We start from the raw sequence: 14,602 nt of genomic DNA on the forward strand, positions 1-14,602 counted from the left end.
ACTGAACCTATGATACATATAGCTCTAACGAGGCACTTTGATGAATCTTAAATCTATAACTATTACGGCTGCATGCATCTTAACAGCTGGATGCTCGTTCAATAAGCCTATGAGTAACACTGATACAAACAAAATAAACGAACATATTAGAGCCGCACCAATTAGCAATGCAGCACCAGTAGTAGAGTTAACTGAAAGACTTGGATATAAACCTTTGGGAACAGTGGATGCAGTTACCAGCTTAAAGAGACTCGATGCTCAAGCACAGAAACACTATCTTTCTACTAGTCCACGCGACGTAGCTAATTTGGTTTTTGATAAAATGATTTACATCGATAAAGGCAACCCATCGACAAACTTGAGAGGCATGTCTCTGAAGATTTCTAGAGGTGACAGCAGACTGATTACAGCTGATGATATAGATATTCGCTACTCTGGGCTATCTATGCCAATTAGAGTGACTTACTCACTTACACAGCATCTCGTCGTAAATGGGAAGGATTTCGGTGTAATCGAACCTGAGACCAGTCCAGCTGGATGGACAAAATTAGCTGTTGAGAAAAAGAACTACGAAGGGCATTTCATTGAGGCGTATATCCCTATTTCACTTCAATCACATATTGGTGCAAGAATTTACTATTAATAATTAATCGCGCCTACTTCCATAGGCGCGTTTCATCACCTTCATAAATACTCCTTAGAAGCATCCACGCTAGTTTTTTAGCATACTGGCGCCTTATAACCTCCGTTTGCGAATTATATCCAGCTAATTCATACAAAGCTTTTTCTATCGCCTTATATGGATCTTGATTTTTTACTATTTCTCGTACTGCTACTTTTTTGCTTGCCTCGTAAAACGGGAATAACACAAACGCAGAAGCGACCCCGTTTGCGCAGTCATTCCATCGTATATCGAATGGCGACATATATTGACTCAATACTTTTAAATGAGTCTCATTGACGGAGTATTTACCAATATCCCAAGTTCCAGACCCTTTAGATCTTATCGCCATTCCATTGTAGCCGCCCTCGGTCAGTTTGATTAAATTAAATGCATTTCCAGATATACCTGTACTTTTTTCCAATCGATTTGAGCAACTATCTAGACCTACTTGGGGCGTATAGCCACTAGGCGGAGACTTCATGCTCATAATTTGATCTACCGAATAGTCTTTACCACCATACTGGTAAGTGGCTGCAGCGGCCTCCACACTTTTTAATGGTAATAGAATTGACACGATTAACACGGTTGTTATATATTTCTTTCGCATTATTGCATTTATCTTCATTAGCTAAGTTAAAGCAATTAGAGCATAAAATAAGGACCAAAAAGAGTCCTAAATCTGATTTTTTTTTGCATAAGTTATCTGGATAAAATCTAATGGATGTTTTCGCAACTACCCTCATTGCACGTGATTTCGTGTGTGCAAATGAATGGCACTCTCATCACACAACTGTAATAACAGATAGGGATAAACCCCTTAAAACCTACCTTCTTGAGCGGTGTGGACTACAAGTCACTAACGAATTGATTAAAACAGCGACATTCACACTAAGCGCAAACAGTAAAATATTAGCTCGAGATTGGCTCGTTCTATCCTCTTTAAATCATATCGATCGCACAGAGTCCCTGAGCATAGACTTTTTATTCGGAAAAATGTGGATGTTGACAGATCTACGATCAATCCTTGGGGTTTCATCTTGTGGATCGAGTAATGAGTCAATAATTAAATCTTTTGAAAGACTGAATGACATTGAATTCACGTTCAAAGTAAAGCTGGCGACTGGAGAAATTTTTTTTCCTTTAGGTGATAGCTTCAAGATTTTCATGCAAGAACCCAGACCAAACAATTCAGTTTCTGCGGCTAAACGGTCACGGGAGTGGTCTCATGCTTTTTCCGAGGCATGGAGACTATTTACGAATTACGCGATTGAAACAAAATTTGATATGGAATCGCTTGCCAGTGTACGACGAAATCCAGTAGCTTTAGCTTTAGCTATTCATAAAACAACGAAAGCTTTATCTGTTAAAGGAATTTTCAAATCAAAAATTAAGACAATTATTACTACTTTTATGCCTTTTGAAATTGACGATTGGGGCATGTCACCAAAGCTAAGAAATAATTTATTACGAAAACTCCAACGCGCTGCTAGCCTAATAAATGCGAAAATAGAGAATCGAAGCCAGCGTAAACGTCAAAGAAGCCTATATAGGCTAATGGACTACTTCAACTTCTCCGCTTAGCCCCCTCACTACCAGAACAAAACCTTCCCAACCTAAACCATTACAGTACGACAATCATCACTTACCGCCTCACATAGAAAGCCCTAGGGCCGCCATGCGTCTAACTGCGCGTTTAATTTAGAACATATAATCACGTGAAAGCTCACACTCAATCCCTTCATGCAAACCCATAACAAGAACCTATATAGATTCGCTTTACCAAACTAATTCCTTATATAAGCTATTTCTAATTCCGAGGTTTGCAACACTACTAAGAGCTAAGCAACATCTAGACGAGTAAAACATAAGCTAAACTGTTGCTAATTGAAGCAAATAAGTAGCTTACAAAAACTAGGGCGGTTAAAAAATACTAAAATATCTCTTAAACTCAGGCAGCATCACTGTCTACACATGGAGATTGTTTGTTATTGAAGTATATCGTTATCTATAGAATATAAATTAATGCTTTAGTATCAAAAATGTCAGTATTGATAGTAGGGTGGGTGTTTATTTTAAATAGAAAATTAAGGCGAAACGAGGGGGATACCGTTGTTACTAAAGCAACTCTATTTAGTCTTACTATTTGATAACTATCCCTCAACTTACTATTGACTAAACTCAACTTTCGATTTAATATTTCTCTCAACATTTGGATAGATGCGAACGAATTTTTTAAATTCTTATGCATTCCAGATATTTTATGCAAGGCCCTTTATAGGGTCTTTTTTTTTCTTAAATTTTAATTGTCCCAATTTCGGGCTTTTACATAAAAAACTCAAATCAACATTATCTAGAATTATTCTCTACGAGCCAATTAGCCATATCAGAATTTCATCCTCGAAACACCTTAAGCGTGCTAGAACATCTCTATGTAAACCTTTATGAACTTGAACTGAGAAACTCAGTGTTCACCCACTCATATCAGACACAAAGACACATCTGTTTAACAGACTTCCCATACGACATACCAATAGCATCGAATGCGCCACAACGTCTTACCTCGCCGTTTATTCCCCAGGTAATATGATTTCTCACCAGATCTAATAAAATTAGATTTTTATACAAACTTGCCATTTAAACCTACCCTTTATGAAAGAAGCACGAGTATCTTGATATTCGACACATTAAGAAAGGGAGAGACAATTCATTACACAGGTGAGTTACTACGAGACTGGGAGGACATTAAGTCATCTACCTGAACGAGCCTGATATTCAACGGAATCATTTCTGGATATCAGAGATTAAATTACAATGTCACAGCTCATCTTAACTAGAGTTATAAGAGACTTCATCTCAGACGAGACCCAAACCAGGAGAGCTTTAAGCCTTCAATATGCACGAGCAATTCATTGAACGACATCATTTTGCATACTAAAGATTAAATTGTAATGTCATAGTTCATCAGAACTAAATCGGGAGCTATATCAGAGCTTGAACAGGTTAGATCATATCCAGACGAGGAGAGCTTTAAGCCCTCTAACTGGACGAGCCAGCCATTCAACGACATCATCTTTGCATACTAAAGATTAAATTATAATGTGACAGTTTATCATAACTAGAACAGCAGCTATATCAGACCTTTCTTAGGTAAGATCAACGGGAGCCGTATCAACCCTTATCACAGGCGCTTCCACAATCAGTAGGGGAGAGCCTCCAACGCTTCTTACAGCACAGAAGCTTTATCAAGCTTTGACACAAGCGAGATCACAGCCAGTAAGGAGTGCTTTAACATTTTTTCTCACTCCATACTTAATCACAAAGATTTCCAGCTAGTACTTTTAGACTTTAGCTCTTGATCGTTCTGACACCCTAAAACGTGAACCAAATATACTTTATGAGTTGAAAAATCTCTCCAAAAATTTAACTACCTTTAACTATAATCACACACAATAAATAACTATTGATAATGTTAAAAGCATATTGTCATCATGCGCTTTTGGTAGGATTTAATTTTAAGATTAAGCTTGTTAGTCTTGATACAATGCTTGGAGTGCGGCATCCATCAATATATTAATAGAAACAAATACAAGTAGATAAGTTATTCGAATTTTTAATCTATAAAGCAACATCAATTCAGCTCATATTCACTACATTGATGGAGTATTTAATTTTACTTTTGCTTTGACATCAGCCAATACTGATTCAACGTCCGAAATGCGCTTAACAACTTTTTCTACATTTTCTTCCGCTACTTTTACAATGCGCATCAAGTTTATAAGCTCTTCATCTTTTTCATATTTAAGTTTCTTACGTCCTCCCGTAGACTTATCACCATAATCTCTCTTCTGAGTTATCATTGAACTGTGCCCCATGGCAGCTGAAGTTAGCAAAGCTCCATTAGCCTCCTCAAAAGCAAGCTTAAACTCATGCCTTATAGTTGTCATAACAGGATTTAGCTTTACACCAATTATCTGCTCAACATCCAATTCATTAAGGCACTTTCTATGCAGGTTGGCAGCAGATTTCACTATTGCAAAATAATCGCTCATTTCTCCAAATTTTTTCAACTTTAAGAAGGCTTTAGCTAGATCCATACCATTGTGTAAACGAGGGTATATCAAAGTCCTGTAATCACCATTAGCCCTGCCATTACTGTTCTTGCCATTTATTATTTGAACATTCACAACCCCCCCATCAATCGATACGTTCAACCCTCTTAATTCCTTCATTCTATAGCCAAGTAAAGGCCCTGCAATAAGGTGCAAGGTCAAAAAGTCCTTTGCGTATTTATTAGACTTCCATTCACAATTTCTGACATTTCGAGCAACCGCCAGCCTTAGCTCTTTAGGATAAAATTTCGCTTTAGCTGACCGAGTAAAGCGCTTATTAATTTCCAATTTTTTAGAATCAATTTTCAAGCCTAGTTGAGCCGCCTTCCATTTAAGAGCCGCCCTATATTTGCGCACTGTGTTGGTCTTCAGTTTATTTTCAAATAGCTTATGTAAAGCATAAATATGCATTTCCTTAAGCTCATTTTCATTAGCCAAACCAACATACTGCCCCCACTTCCTTACAATACAATCTATCTTGTACTGATAATCATTATCAGTACCGAGTGTTCTAGTGATTATGGTAGACGCCGTATTTTCTTTCACAACATACCCCTAAATTAATACTTACTTACATGTTACTTTTTTGAGATTAAGCATTCTATCATGTAGAATTGGTATTACATCCATTAGAGTGTTTAAACCATTTAAAGGTAATTCTGTGAAAAATATTGTATTTCCGTTAGCGATCGTAGCTGCCAGCTTAACTGGCTGTTCAACGAGCAAAGGCCCCTCTGTCAATCCATCGGATATGGCAACTGAGGAATTTAGAATTCAGATGCAAGATATTGCAGACAGAACGGTTTCCTTAATTGATCAATCAAGAGTGCTGGTACAGGTAAATGACCCAGATACAGACTGGTTAGATAGCGTAGATAAAAACGACCCGATTAACCAAATTGCATCGTTAGGTTATGTTGATGGCGTTTGGATAGGGACTTTTGAAAACTTAATAAATGAGGTTGCCAAGAGATCCGGATATCACTTTTACGACTGGCTAGGCGATAGAAGCATTTTGGATTACAACATTACTATCCCAGCAAATAAATCCACATTAATCGAACTTCTTTCGCAGGGCTATTCTCATGTACCAAATGGACAAATCGATCTCGTTATTCGTCAAAAAGAAAAAGCTATTATCCTACGCAGTAAGTGCGCCACTACTGACTCTTGTGACGGGTTGCGCAGGCTATCAAACGGCATCCCTAGATTACCAAAAACCACTATCCATAAATAATTTTTGCTTGTCTGTTGACCAACCCCCTGTAGCTCTTCTAACTGCAATCGGAGAGAGTCGTTTAGATACTTATAAAGAACCGAGTCAATTTTTTGTTACGAACTTGGAAGATAAAAATGAAGACAAAAATGATGCTTACGAACAGGGCTACAAGGTAGGTGTAAGTGTAGGCGAAGGTGACACCAATCCAAAGCTATGGACTGAAGCTCTTAACATAGCTCAAGGGCCATTGGACGCCATTTATAACTATAGATCTATTATGTATGACACGCTTGTCCTACCTAAACGACTTCAGATTATCCAAGGCGGGAGGAAGAAGCATGATAATTTCTTAACCCAAAATGGGTACACACTAAATGTTATCGGTGATTTTGAAATCGCGAATAATCCAATCACTTGGCGTGATTGGTTTCCAAAGTTGGAATCTAAAATAACTGTTCCAGAGGTCCAGGAATTTCCTATTACTTCTATTACTCAAAAGTCGTGGAGTGATGGCTTAGAAAAAGGGTATCTGCAAGGTGTCTGTCTAACCTATCTTGATTTTCTGCAGGCTATGAAGTACCTAGATTCCGATTTTAGAGAAAGGTTTACATACGTCTTGGCATCACAAAGAGGATTAACAAAAGGACCTGAGTTGAGTGAAATTAAAATTCCTCTCGAGCTTAAAAAGAAATCAGCTGAAATCGATAGAAAAATAACAAAGCTTACTGATAAAGGTAATTTTGTTGAGAAAGAAGCGTGGGGGAAAATGGGGCAGTGATACTCATAAATTTCGTTATATCAACAAAGATTACAGGTTCATTTAGTGGAATTCCTATAGTATGAATTTATCATTTATTGAAAGTGAAACACCGTACTTCAACTTTGCGTATCAAGGCTCTAGATCTGAGCAAAAAGAGTGGGATTATGAAGCCATTTTTGACTTGCTAGTCTCATGCTTTCATAACAAAGATGTCTCGGATATTTATCTTGCTCACGATGCGCCCATTATCATTCAAGTGTCTGGCGATAACTATATTGCTAATCTAAATAATACTGAATCACTACCTGAGATGTTAGAAGTTGACAGTGAAGTACTAGAGAACTTCTATGAGAGAAACCACAACCTTGTAACCCAACTAACTAAGCAGCGAAAATCATCTTCCGGCAATCTTGTACTTAAGCCAGCGAGCGGTGAGAAGATTAGGTTTAGACTGGAAGGAATGCGTTGGTCAAATGGTCCTGCTGTTGAAGGTAACGATGTTTGCCTCCGACCTTTGCGTCCACCTACGTTGTTAAAAGACTTAAATGTTTCGGAATTCTCTAAGCGCATCGTTAATGTTAAAGAAGGAATTGTTTTTGTTAATGGACCTACTGGTTCAGGTAAGTCGACGTATCTTGCTGCCATTCTAGTAGAAAGAAGTTTGCTGTGGCGCGACATGATTTACACAGCTGAAGATCCATGTGAATACGATATGCAAAACATACGAAACCAAATTGGTTTCATAAAACAGCATGACGCAAACAATGACTCAACCGGTGGTTTTGCTGCTTGTTTAAAATCATTTCTTCGTAAGCACCCGAAGGCTATTCTATTAGGAGAAATGCGCGATCAGGAAAGCGTTAAGTACGGAATATTAACAGCTAAAACAAAACACCAACTATTCACAACTCTGCATTGCGATAGACCTTGGCAAATCTACGAACGCTTGCTTGATGAAATGCCTGATTCAGTAAAATCTTCTACGTTCCGAGATTTAATAGAATACTCGGGGGCCATAGTGTCTCAAAGATTAATTAAGACATCTATTGCTGGCACCATTGCAATACAAGATGTTTTTTATTTCACAGAAAATGACAAGCTGATGTTAGTTGAAGCCGCGCAAAGCTCATTTAAATCTAACGGTGATTTTTCAGGTTTCGGTTATAAATTTATAGAAATATTTAAAGAGAAGTGCGACAAGGGCGAAGCTCTTAGTATGAGTAGAAACCTCAAGGAGCACTACGACAATGGAAAAATGACTGAAGAGGAATACACTAAGATCCTTTCTTCAATGCAAATCATTTAGTAGAAATTAACTGGAGGGGAGACCCTCCAATTAATCAATCATCCCAGACGACTCCCTTCTTCCTGTTTGTACAGTGCATAAGCAAATGACTCATCTATCTAGCCCTGAACAATAGGGTTAATTTGCATAGTAATACAGGCTAAAGTCTTATATTGAATAATTATTTGCGCTAAACTGCATTAATTGAATTAATCGAAATAGCTTAATTAAGGTAGTTATATGTCTGATTACGCAAATATTACTCAAGATATCAGTGCGGATGAAGCTTTTGATGCTTGCTATGACCTCGTTCACGAAGTCGGATACTCTAACATTGGATTCGTCAAGTGGAATTCCTCTTTCCTTATAGCAACTATTGGGGCACTTTTCTCTGACCTTTATTTCGGATTTAGTGGCCTTGGTGGAATAGTGTCATCCTTAGTATTCCTATGCTCCTTTGTTGCTGCTTTATACCCAACCTATCTGAATTGGTTCAAGTCTGAATTATTAAGCTTTCAAGAAGCTTCCTTTGTCGATCACATAAAGCAGACACACACACAACTCAACCTAAGAAATTTTTACGATGAATAAATATCTACTCAGCTCACTCGTACTAGGATTGTCTATTTCATATCAAGCCCATGCGGATTTCATCTATGTGCCTCATGGACACACCCAAGAGTTACCCATGAAGAATTACGATACCCCTGTTTCAGCGACTAACTATGATACCGGCTCCAATCTGGTTATCACTGGGATGCGAGATCCTATTTCTGAGGTAGGTAATAGAACATATTTAGCCGAAGCTCTTACTCCGCTCATTAATTCGTATGAAATGTCAGTTGGCGATCTTTTACTTGCCATAATCCCTCAAAAACTAACTCTAAAAGTAGACTCAGCTGTAGATCAAAATAAGCTCATTTCTTTTAAAAGTACCAATAAGCAGCCTTGGTTGAAGACACTAAGTAACTTTAATCGAGCGAACCATCTTTGGTCCATTATTGATTGGTCTAAGGCAACCATTTCTATTGGCTCAAACCTAAAAGAGAAATTCCCAGAACCTAAGAAAGATAAAATTATTATTGGCGATGATGGTCAAGAGTATGTAATTCGTAAGAAAGAAGATGATCTTAATGCCAGATCAGATGCTGGAATGCTTATTAAAGATGGTCAAGTTAAGCGATTTAAAGCAATCGACAGTAAATAAAGAAGGAATGAGTTTATGAAATCTAATCGAATTCAAGAGATTTTAGATGGTGGCCATCTTGTAGCCAGTAACGTTGATGAAAAACTACTTAAGAGTGTGCGAGATTTGGCAGTCGCACGTATTCTTAGCTATAGACATGAACTTCAGTCTGTTCAAGATTTTGAAAGTACGAGCATACAATATCTAATTCCTATGCTCGCAGACTCTGATCTTATTCGCGTAATTAAAAAGATAGAAAATGAAACCGAGTCTGCCGAGCATGAATCAGTAGAAACTTTAATAGTGCTTGTCGAAAACGAGCGCAGAGGAGTGAGAGAGGATGATGCTCTTTCAGTAGAAGAAGCAGAAACACTCGATAAAATCTTATGCTTTTCGATCTTTCGCTTGACCGCATATGCGCAGAAGCAAGAAATGACGAATTTAGCGCAGACTATGCATAAACGCGAAGATGTTGTTAAGAAGTTTACGGAACTGTTAAAAAACTGTGAGGTAAATGCAAGCCTAAAAAAGGCTCGATCATGAACCTAGGTTTAAATAGTCTTAAGCACTGCATGTTAATCATGCCTCTCTTATTGTCTACATACACGCTTGCAGAGTGCAAAGCTCAAGTTTGTGCGGTTAACCCAGATATGGCTGATGAAAGATCTGTCATAGATGATGCCGCAAAACAGAAAAACGAAACTGAGAAATCTGCATTCGACGCTATTGCTGATCAAGCGTTTGCACCAGAGGAAAAGATGGCGTCGAGTGGGTGTTTGGATAATATGATGGGCCTTAATTTAAACGCATCTTTGATTGATCCACGCAATCTTCTTATGGCTAATTTTAGCGCAATGTTTCAGCAGAAGATTACAGCTATGGCATGCTCAATGGCAACTGCTGCAATTAATAAGCAGGTTACTGCTCTTAACTCTACTCTAAATGACCAGATGGCTAAGATTAATAAAGCAAGTGGTGGATTAATAACACTTAAATCAAATACGACTTCAGGATCTTGGGGCGCTTCTGGATCAGTTACCCAAATACAAGACTCCGAACTGGGTAAGAAAATGAGTGATAAGCTAAATTCTGAAGTGAATGGCTTAGTTCACGATAGCAAAGGCATTTTTGGTGAAGATGTGAACATTGATTTTTCAGATAAAAAATTCTACCCAGAGGGGTCGGGCGGATCTAGTGCCGATAAGCTTGACGTATCCGGAAAGCAAAAATTAGATGATATGGTCTGCTATCTTGGAGGCTGTAATTGATATGAAAAAATTAAATTTTAAGCTGCCTTTCGTGACCGCTGCAATCATCTTTGCTATGTATACTAATGAAGCTTATGCATGTGATTCTTGTGCTAAGGCCGCGATTGATGCAGGTTTTCAAGCGATGAAAGCTTCTGCAGATGTTATGAAAAGCTCTGTCGACACTTTGAAGCAAAATATAAGTCAACTTAAACAAGCTGTGAAAAGCGCTGGCGACTCTAACTCTAAAGCTATTTCAGACCTTAGTGACAGCTTATCAACTACGCTATCAAATAATAGTACTGCACTAGTTAAGTCAATGAATGGCGTAGTAATTCAATTAGATAGTGTATTTAAGAAATTAAGCAAAGCTGAAGAAACTCAATATTCCGAAGTTAAAAACTCAGTAATAAATAGTATTAAATCATATCAAAAATTGGTGAGAACGAGAGAGTCCTTGTATGAGGCGGGTGGTGATTTTGGCTCCTTTCTGACTGGAGATAAGGCTGACGCTTTAATAAACTTGTACACTGTAAACACTTCATATGTAAAGCAAATTTACGATTTAAATAGTGATTTTATCAAAAGATGGAATGCTAGAGACCCAAAACTATCACCTCTCGGCGCCTCGGATGTATTTACTCAAAGAACTAAAAAAATTACTGATAAAGGCGATGCTCTAATTAATGCGCTTAATACTCAGCAAATAATTTCAGCAGAAGAATATAAGGATGCAGTTTACTATACTGCATTTGGATACAACCCAAAACAGATTACTACCGATAATATAAACTATCTTTCTACAGCTGCAAAACAAGCTCAATTTTTACGAAACATTCTTTTTAAAGCGCCTGTAATACCACTTAGTCAAAAAAACATAGACTTCTTAGGTGATGTTGTACCTCTACATTATGACGCAGCAAAATGTCCACAAGATCTTAAGGATAAAGGAATTTTTCCAGAAGACACCAGCTGCACATCTTTAGACGCAATACTAGCTGTCTTAGTAGCTCGACCAGGGACCTCTAATTATGCTGTGGCAGCATCAGTAAGCTCTAAACGCGCATTACTTGAGGAGTTAAATAGATCCCTAATAATAGGCAATATGATTCAGAAGCGTAAGCTTGACACGTTAAGAGGTGCAAAAATCCTTGATGCTCTCTAATGGGATTTATATGAAAAGCTGTAGAGTCGCCTTGATAGTGACCGCACTGTTAACTTCAGCTAGCCATGCTAACGCAATGATTGGCCTATGCCCAACACCAGTAGGCCCTATTGGTTTAATTCCATGTGATACTGCATGCATAGGGTCAGCAATGATAAGTGGGTCTAGTAGTCAGTCTTCCACTTATGCGGGAATAGCTGCTTCTTTTGGCGCTTCGTCTTCAACTACTTTAGCATGCGCAGCAGAGACTAATGCTGGCTCCCTCAGTTTTAGAGTTAAAGTGGCAGCTATTCAAGCTAAATTATTCGCACAGTTGGGAATAGAAAATACAGCAGAAGTCAGCGCAGCCGACGCAATAACCTTGACGTTATCCTCATCAATAGCATTGTATACAAAATGGCTTGGACAGAAGTCACTAGATTTAATAAATTTTATGACTAATACAAAAGCAATGTTATTAAAGTTTGAAGGCGACGAAATTTCCAGAAAGGAAATGCCGAACAGTGAAATAGCTAAATCAATTCAACACTCATTCTATGACGCAGTAAACACCTCTCAAGATCGCATGAATAAATTAGGCCAGGAAACGTTAGAGGCGACATTGACGGTTAAAAAATTCAATGAATTATATGCAGATCCTAGAGGTTCATTAGATAAAATCAATAGTGAGTATGGGAAATATAAGAAGAGGTTGGTTGATGTCATATATGACGTCCAGTCTGAATCATTTGCGCCACCTTTTTTTGCACCTGATAAAACCCAACTATACAGCGAACCTGATTTGCTTATGTCGGCTCTTCTTTTGAAAGATTCATTATCTTGTTACCAACAGCAGGAAGGGACACCATATGGATCATATTCTTGCTCAATGATAGCGGGGAAAATTGATGTGGATGCAGTCACAGAAAAAGCAAATGAAGCATCTATTAAAGTCAAAAAACAAACAAAGGAATCATTTAATGACACTGTAGATCAAACTTCAAAGCCTGAGCAGAAATTGGCTTCTTCTTCATGCTTAGATGGCTTAATGGGCATAGGAATAGAAGCAAATATTATAGATATACGAAGCCTCTTTAAAATGAAAATATTAGGCGCTTTTAAACAAAAAATCACAAGTCTTGCTTGCTCTGCAGTTGTATCAAAAATGAATGCAAAAATTGCAAATATTAATTCTATGATAAATAAATCCACCTCTTCTATAAGCGGCCTTACGGGAGGACTTATCTCTGTAAAATCTTCTACAAATAAAAACGGTGTGTTTGGCATGTCTCATGATGTAACTGATATCCGAAATACAAAGTTAGGCGCAGATATTAGTCAAGAGTTTAATGAAAAAATAAATACATCTATATATCGAGACAATAAAATTTTTGGTGCAGCTGGCAACATATCTTTTACAGACGCTTCAAGAAGTAGCAATTCCAAAAACGAAAGCTCGGGAGACACCTTAAGTAATAAGGGTAAAGAAATAATAGAGTCTGGTCAGTGCTGGTTGCTTGGGGATGACTGTTGATGAAAATAAAATTCAAAACTACAACTATCTATTTTACATCTTTCTTAGCTACAGTCGCCGCACCTAGTCTATATGCATGGGTCCCTTGTATGCCGATTTGTGACGCAGTATGCATGTCTCCAAGTTTTGCTAGCGGAGCAGCACAACTGGGCTCATCATTTGCTCAAATTGCGTCTAGTGTAGCTCAAGCATCAGCACAGACAACACTAGCGACGGCAAATGCGAAAGCAGCAGAGCTAGAATTTAAAGCTAAATCTCTGTTGACAGGGCAGAAGATAGGGATGTTAGTGTGGGGCGGCGGAGCACTTCCAACATCTACCAACGCTTTAGAGGTTAAGTCACTAGACGGCATTAATATTAGTGCCGATTCCGAGATATCAAAAAAAATAGAAGCGAATAAGTATATTAGCTTAGATCAAATGAATAGTACCAAACAAATACTAAAAGCTATGTATAAAACTAAGTCTAATAAGATTCAGAATGAAAATAAGATTTCATTATCTGCATCTAAAGACAATATAGTGCAATTCCAATATGAACTTAATGATTCAATAAGCGCCATAAATAAATCAAATGCCATCAACACACTACAAATACCTAAATACTTGACGGTAGTTCAAAAAGCTAGATTATCTAAATCTGATAAATTTAACGAATTATATAAAAAATCCGTATTGAATTTATCAGATTATATATTCAATCCAGATCCTAATGCTGAGTTGTGGAAAAGTACTCCATATGTGGAAAATAGCGCTTTAACACTTACTAGTGATCTAGAGGATTTAAACAAAAGCACTATTGAGAAAGCCCCCGCATACAATAGCCAAGATATTACTTACATCAATATGGGGAAGCCAATAGAACTTTATTTAGGATATTTGGAGCAACAAAATGAGAATAACTTTCTCAACCTACAAGAACTTAAGTTAGCAGACAAATGTGAGGTGGTAGATAATGGCAATTAATATTCAACAAGAAAGTTCTAGTATCTCCTCGAATATGCGGGGGAAGTTATTAGATGACTCAAAAGTAGAGGAGGCCCAAAAGCGTTTTAATGTGTTATTAGATGAGTTTACTTTCGACCCAATTAAGCTAGAGCGCATTAAAAATTCAATATCTGAAAGCATTTCAACAAGACACAGATCTAAAGCGGAAACATTCGAACTACTTTTAAGCAAAACGGACCCCAATCATTTAGCTATCCCGTTTATCAAAGTAGGCGACTTATCAGAATTAAAGGTTGGGGCTTCCTTCACTCCTCATACAGATGTTAAATCTGAAGCACAAGAAGCTACGGCACAAGAAACGTCCACGGCTCAAGAAACACCTACGGCACAAGAAACGTCCACGGCTCAAGAAACACCTACGGCACAAGAAACGTCCACGGCTCAAGAAACACCTACGGCACAAGAAACGTCCACGGCTCAAGAAACACCTACGGCACAAGAAACGTC

General features: G+C 37.9%; 15 protein-coding genes. 13 read left to right on the top strand and 2 right to left on the bottom strand.

The window, feature by feature from the left end; all coding sequences use genetic code 11:
- Positions 1–40: 40 nt before the first annotated feature.
- Positions 41–643, top strand: a complete 603-nt coding sequence (locus V6259_RS18050) for a hypothetical protein (protein WP_341585710.1) — start codon at positions 41–43, stop codon at positions 641–643.
- 13 nt (positions 644–656) lie between these two features.
- Here V6259_RS18050 and V6259_RS18055 read toward each other — a convergent pair whose 3' ends face one another.
- On the bottom strand, positions 657–1,238 hold the full coding sequence (locus tag V6259_RS18055; RefSeq protein WP_341585711.1) for a hypothetical protein: 582 nt from the start codon (positions 1,236–1,238) through the stop codon (positions 657–659).
- A gap of 143 nt (positions 1,239–1,381) precedes the next feature.
- Here V6259_RS18055 and V6259_RS18060 point away from each other — a divergent pair, with 143 nt between their 5' ends.
- Positions 1,382–2,245 (top strand): hypothetical protein, encoded by an 864-nt coding sequence (locus tag V6259_RS18060; protein ID WP_341585712.1) that lies wholly within the window; start codon positions 1,382–1,384, stop codon positions 2,243–2,245.
- A gap of 2,066 nt (positions 2,246–4,311) precedes the next feature.
- On the opposite strand, the gene V6259_RS18065 is transcribed toward V6259_RS18060, so the two are convergent.
- Positions 4,312–5,319 carry a hypothetical protein gene (locus V6259_RS18065; RefSeq protein ID WP_341585713.1) on the bottom strand — a complete coding sequence of 336 codons (1,008 nt, stop codon included), beginning with the start codon at positions 5,317–5,319 and terminating at the stop codon, positions 4,312–4,314.
- Positions 5,320–5,434: 115 nt separating this feature from the next.
- On the opposite strand from V6259_RS18065, the gene V6259_RS18070 reads away from it, so the two are divergent.
- The 11 genes from V6259_RS18070 to V6259_RS18120 form a co-directional block, all read left to right on the top strand.
- Entirely contained in the window at positions 5,435–6,010 is a 576-nt protein-coding gene (locus tag V6259_RS18070; RefSeq protein WP_341585714.1) for a hypothetical protein, read from the top strand.
- Positions 6,011–6,017: 7 nt separating this feature from the next.
- Positions 6,018–6,770: a type IV secretory system conjugative DNA transfer family protein gene (locus V6259_RS18075; RefSeq protein WP_341585715.1), complete on the top strand. Its 753-nt coding sequence runs from the start codon at positions 6,018–6,020 to the stop codon at positions 6,768–6,770.
- Between the two features lie 61 nt (positions 6,771–6,831).
- Positions 6,832–8,058 (top strand): ATPase, T2SS/T4P/T4SS family, encoded by a 1,227-nt coding sequence (locus tag V6259_RS18080; RefSeq protein ID WP_341585716.1) that lies wholly within the window; start codon positions 6,832–6,834, stop codon positions 8,056–8,058.
- 219 nt (positions 8,059–8,277) lie between these two features.
- Positions 8,278–8,628, top strand: a complete 351-nt coding sequence (locus tag V6259_RS18085; RefSeq protein ID WP_341585717.1) for a hypothetical protein — start codon at positions 8,278–8,280, stop codon at positions 8,626–8,628.
- Positions 8,621–9,244, top strand: a complete 624-nt coding sequence (locus tag V6259_RS18090) for a hypothetical protein (RefSeq protein WP_341585718.1) — start codon at positions 8,621–8,623, stop codon at positions 9,242–9,244. Before V6259_RS18085 ends, V6259_RS18090 begins: the two co-directional genes overlap by 8 nt.
- 15 nt (positions 9,245–9,259) lie before the next feature.
- Complete coding sequence (locus V6259_RS18095) at positions 9,260–9,766, top strand: hypothetical protein (protein ID WP_341585719.1); 507 nt, start codon at positions 9,260–9,262, stop codon at positions 9,764–9,766.
- Positions 9,763–10,491, top strand: coding sequence for a hypothetical protein (locus tag V6259_RS18100; protein WP_341585720.1), 729 nt, complete (start codon positions 9,763–9,765; stop codon positions 10,489–10,491). The genes V6259_RS18095 and V6259_RS18100 overlap by 4 nt, the downstream gene beginning before the upstream one ends.
- A gap of 1 nt (position 10,492) precedes the next feature.
- Positions 10,493–11,635 carry a hypothetical protein gene (locus V6259_RS18105; protein ID WP_341585721.1) on the top strand — a complete coding sequence of 381 codons (1,143 nt, stop codon included), beginning with the start codon at positions 10,493–10,495 and terminating at the stop codon, positions 11,633–11,635.
- Positions 11,636–11,672: 37 nt separating this feature from the next.
- Positions 11,673–13,148 (top strand): hypothetical protein, encoded by a 1,476-nt coding sequence (locus tag V6259_RS18110; protein WP_341585722.1) that lies wholly within the window; start codon positions 11,673–11,675, stop codon positions 13,146–13,148.
- A gap of 113 nt (positions 13,149–13,261) precedes the next feature.
- Positions 13,262–14,113: a hypothetical protein gene (locus V6259_RS18115; RefSeq protein ID WP_341585723.1), complete on the top strand. Its 852-nt coding sequence runs from the start codon at positions 13,262–13,264 to the stop codon at positions 14,111–14,113.
- The coding region (locus tag V6259_RS18120; protein WP_341585724.1) for a hypothetical protein at positions 14,103–14,602 on the top strand (500 nt) is incomplete at its 3' end. The genes V6259_RS18115 and V6259_RS18120, both read left to right, overlap by 11 nt.

Origin of the sequence: Marinomonas sp. TI.3.20 (assembly GCF_038155025.1) — a bacterium.
Lineage (GTDB): Bacteria > Pseudomonadota > Gammaproteobacteria > Pseudomonadales > Marinomonadaceae > Marinomonas > Marinomonas flavescens.

Bases quoted from the DNA above. Each gene is read 5' to 3' on its own strand.
- V6259_RS18050 (WP_341585710.1), top strand. From the start codon at position 41: ATGAATCTTAAATCTATAACTATTACGGCTGCATGCATCTTAACAGCT.
- V6259_RS18060 (WP_341585712.1), top strand. From the start codon at position 1,382: ATGGATGTTTTCGCAACTACCCTCATTGCACGTGATTTCGTGTGTGCA.
- V6259_RS18080 (WP_341585716.1), top strand. From the start codon at position 6,832: ATGAATTTATCATTTATTGAAAGTGAAACACCGTACTTCAACTTTGCG.
- V6259_RS18085 (WP_341585717.1), top strand. From the start codon at position 8,278: ATGTCTGATTACGCAAATATTACTCAAGATATCAGTGCGGATGAAGCT.
- V6259_RS18090 (WP_341585718.1), top strand. From the start codon at position 8,621: ATGAATAAATATCTACTCAGCTCACTCGTACTAGGATTGTCTATTTCA.
- V6259_RS18095 (WP_341585719.1), top strand. From the start codon at position 9,260: ATGAAATCTAATCGAATTCAAGAGATTTTAGATGGTGGCCATCTTGTA.
- V6259_RS18100 (WP_341585720.1), top strand. From the start codon at position 9,763: ATGAACCTAGGTTTAAATAGTCTTAAGCACTGCATGTTAATCATGCCT.
- V6259_RS18105 (WP_341585721.1), top strand. From the start codon at position 10,493: ATGAAAAAATTAAATTTTAAGCTGCCTTTCGTGACCGCTGCAATCATC.
- V6259_RS18115 (WP_341585723.1), top strand. From the start codon at position 13,262: ATGTCTCCAAGTTTTGCTAGCGGAGCAGCACAACTGGGCTCATCATTT.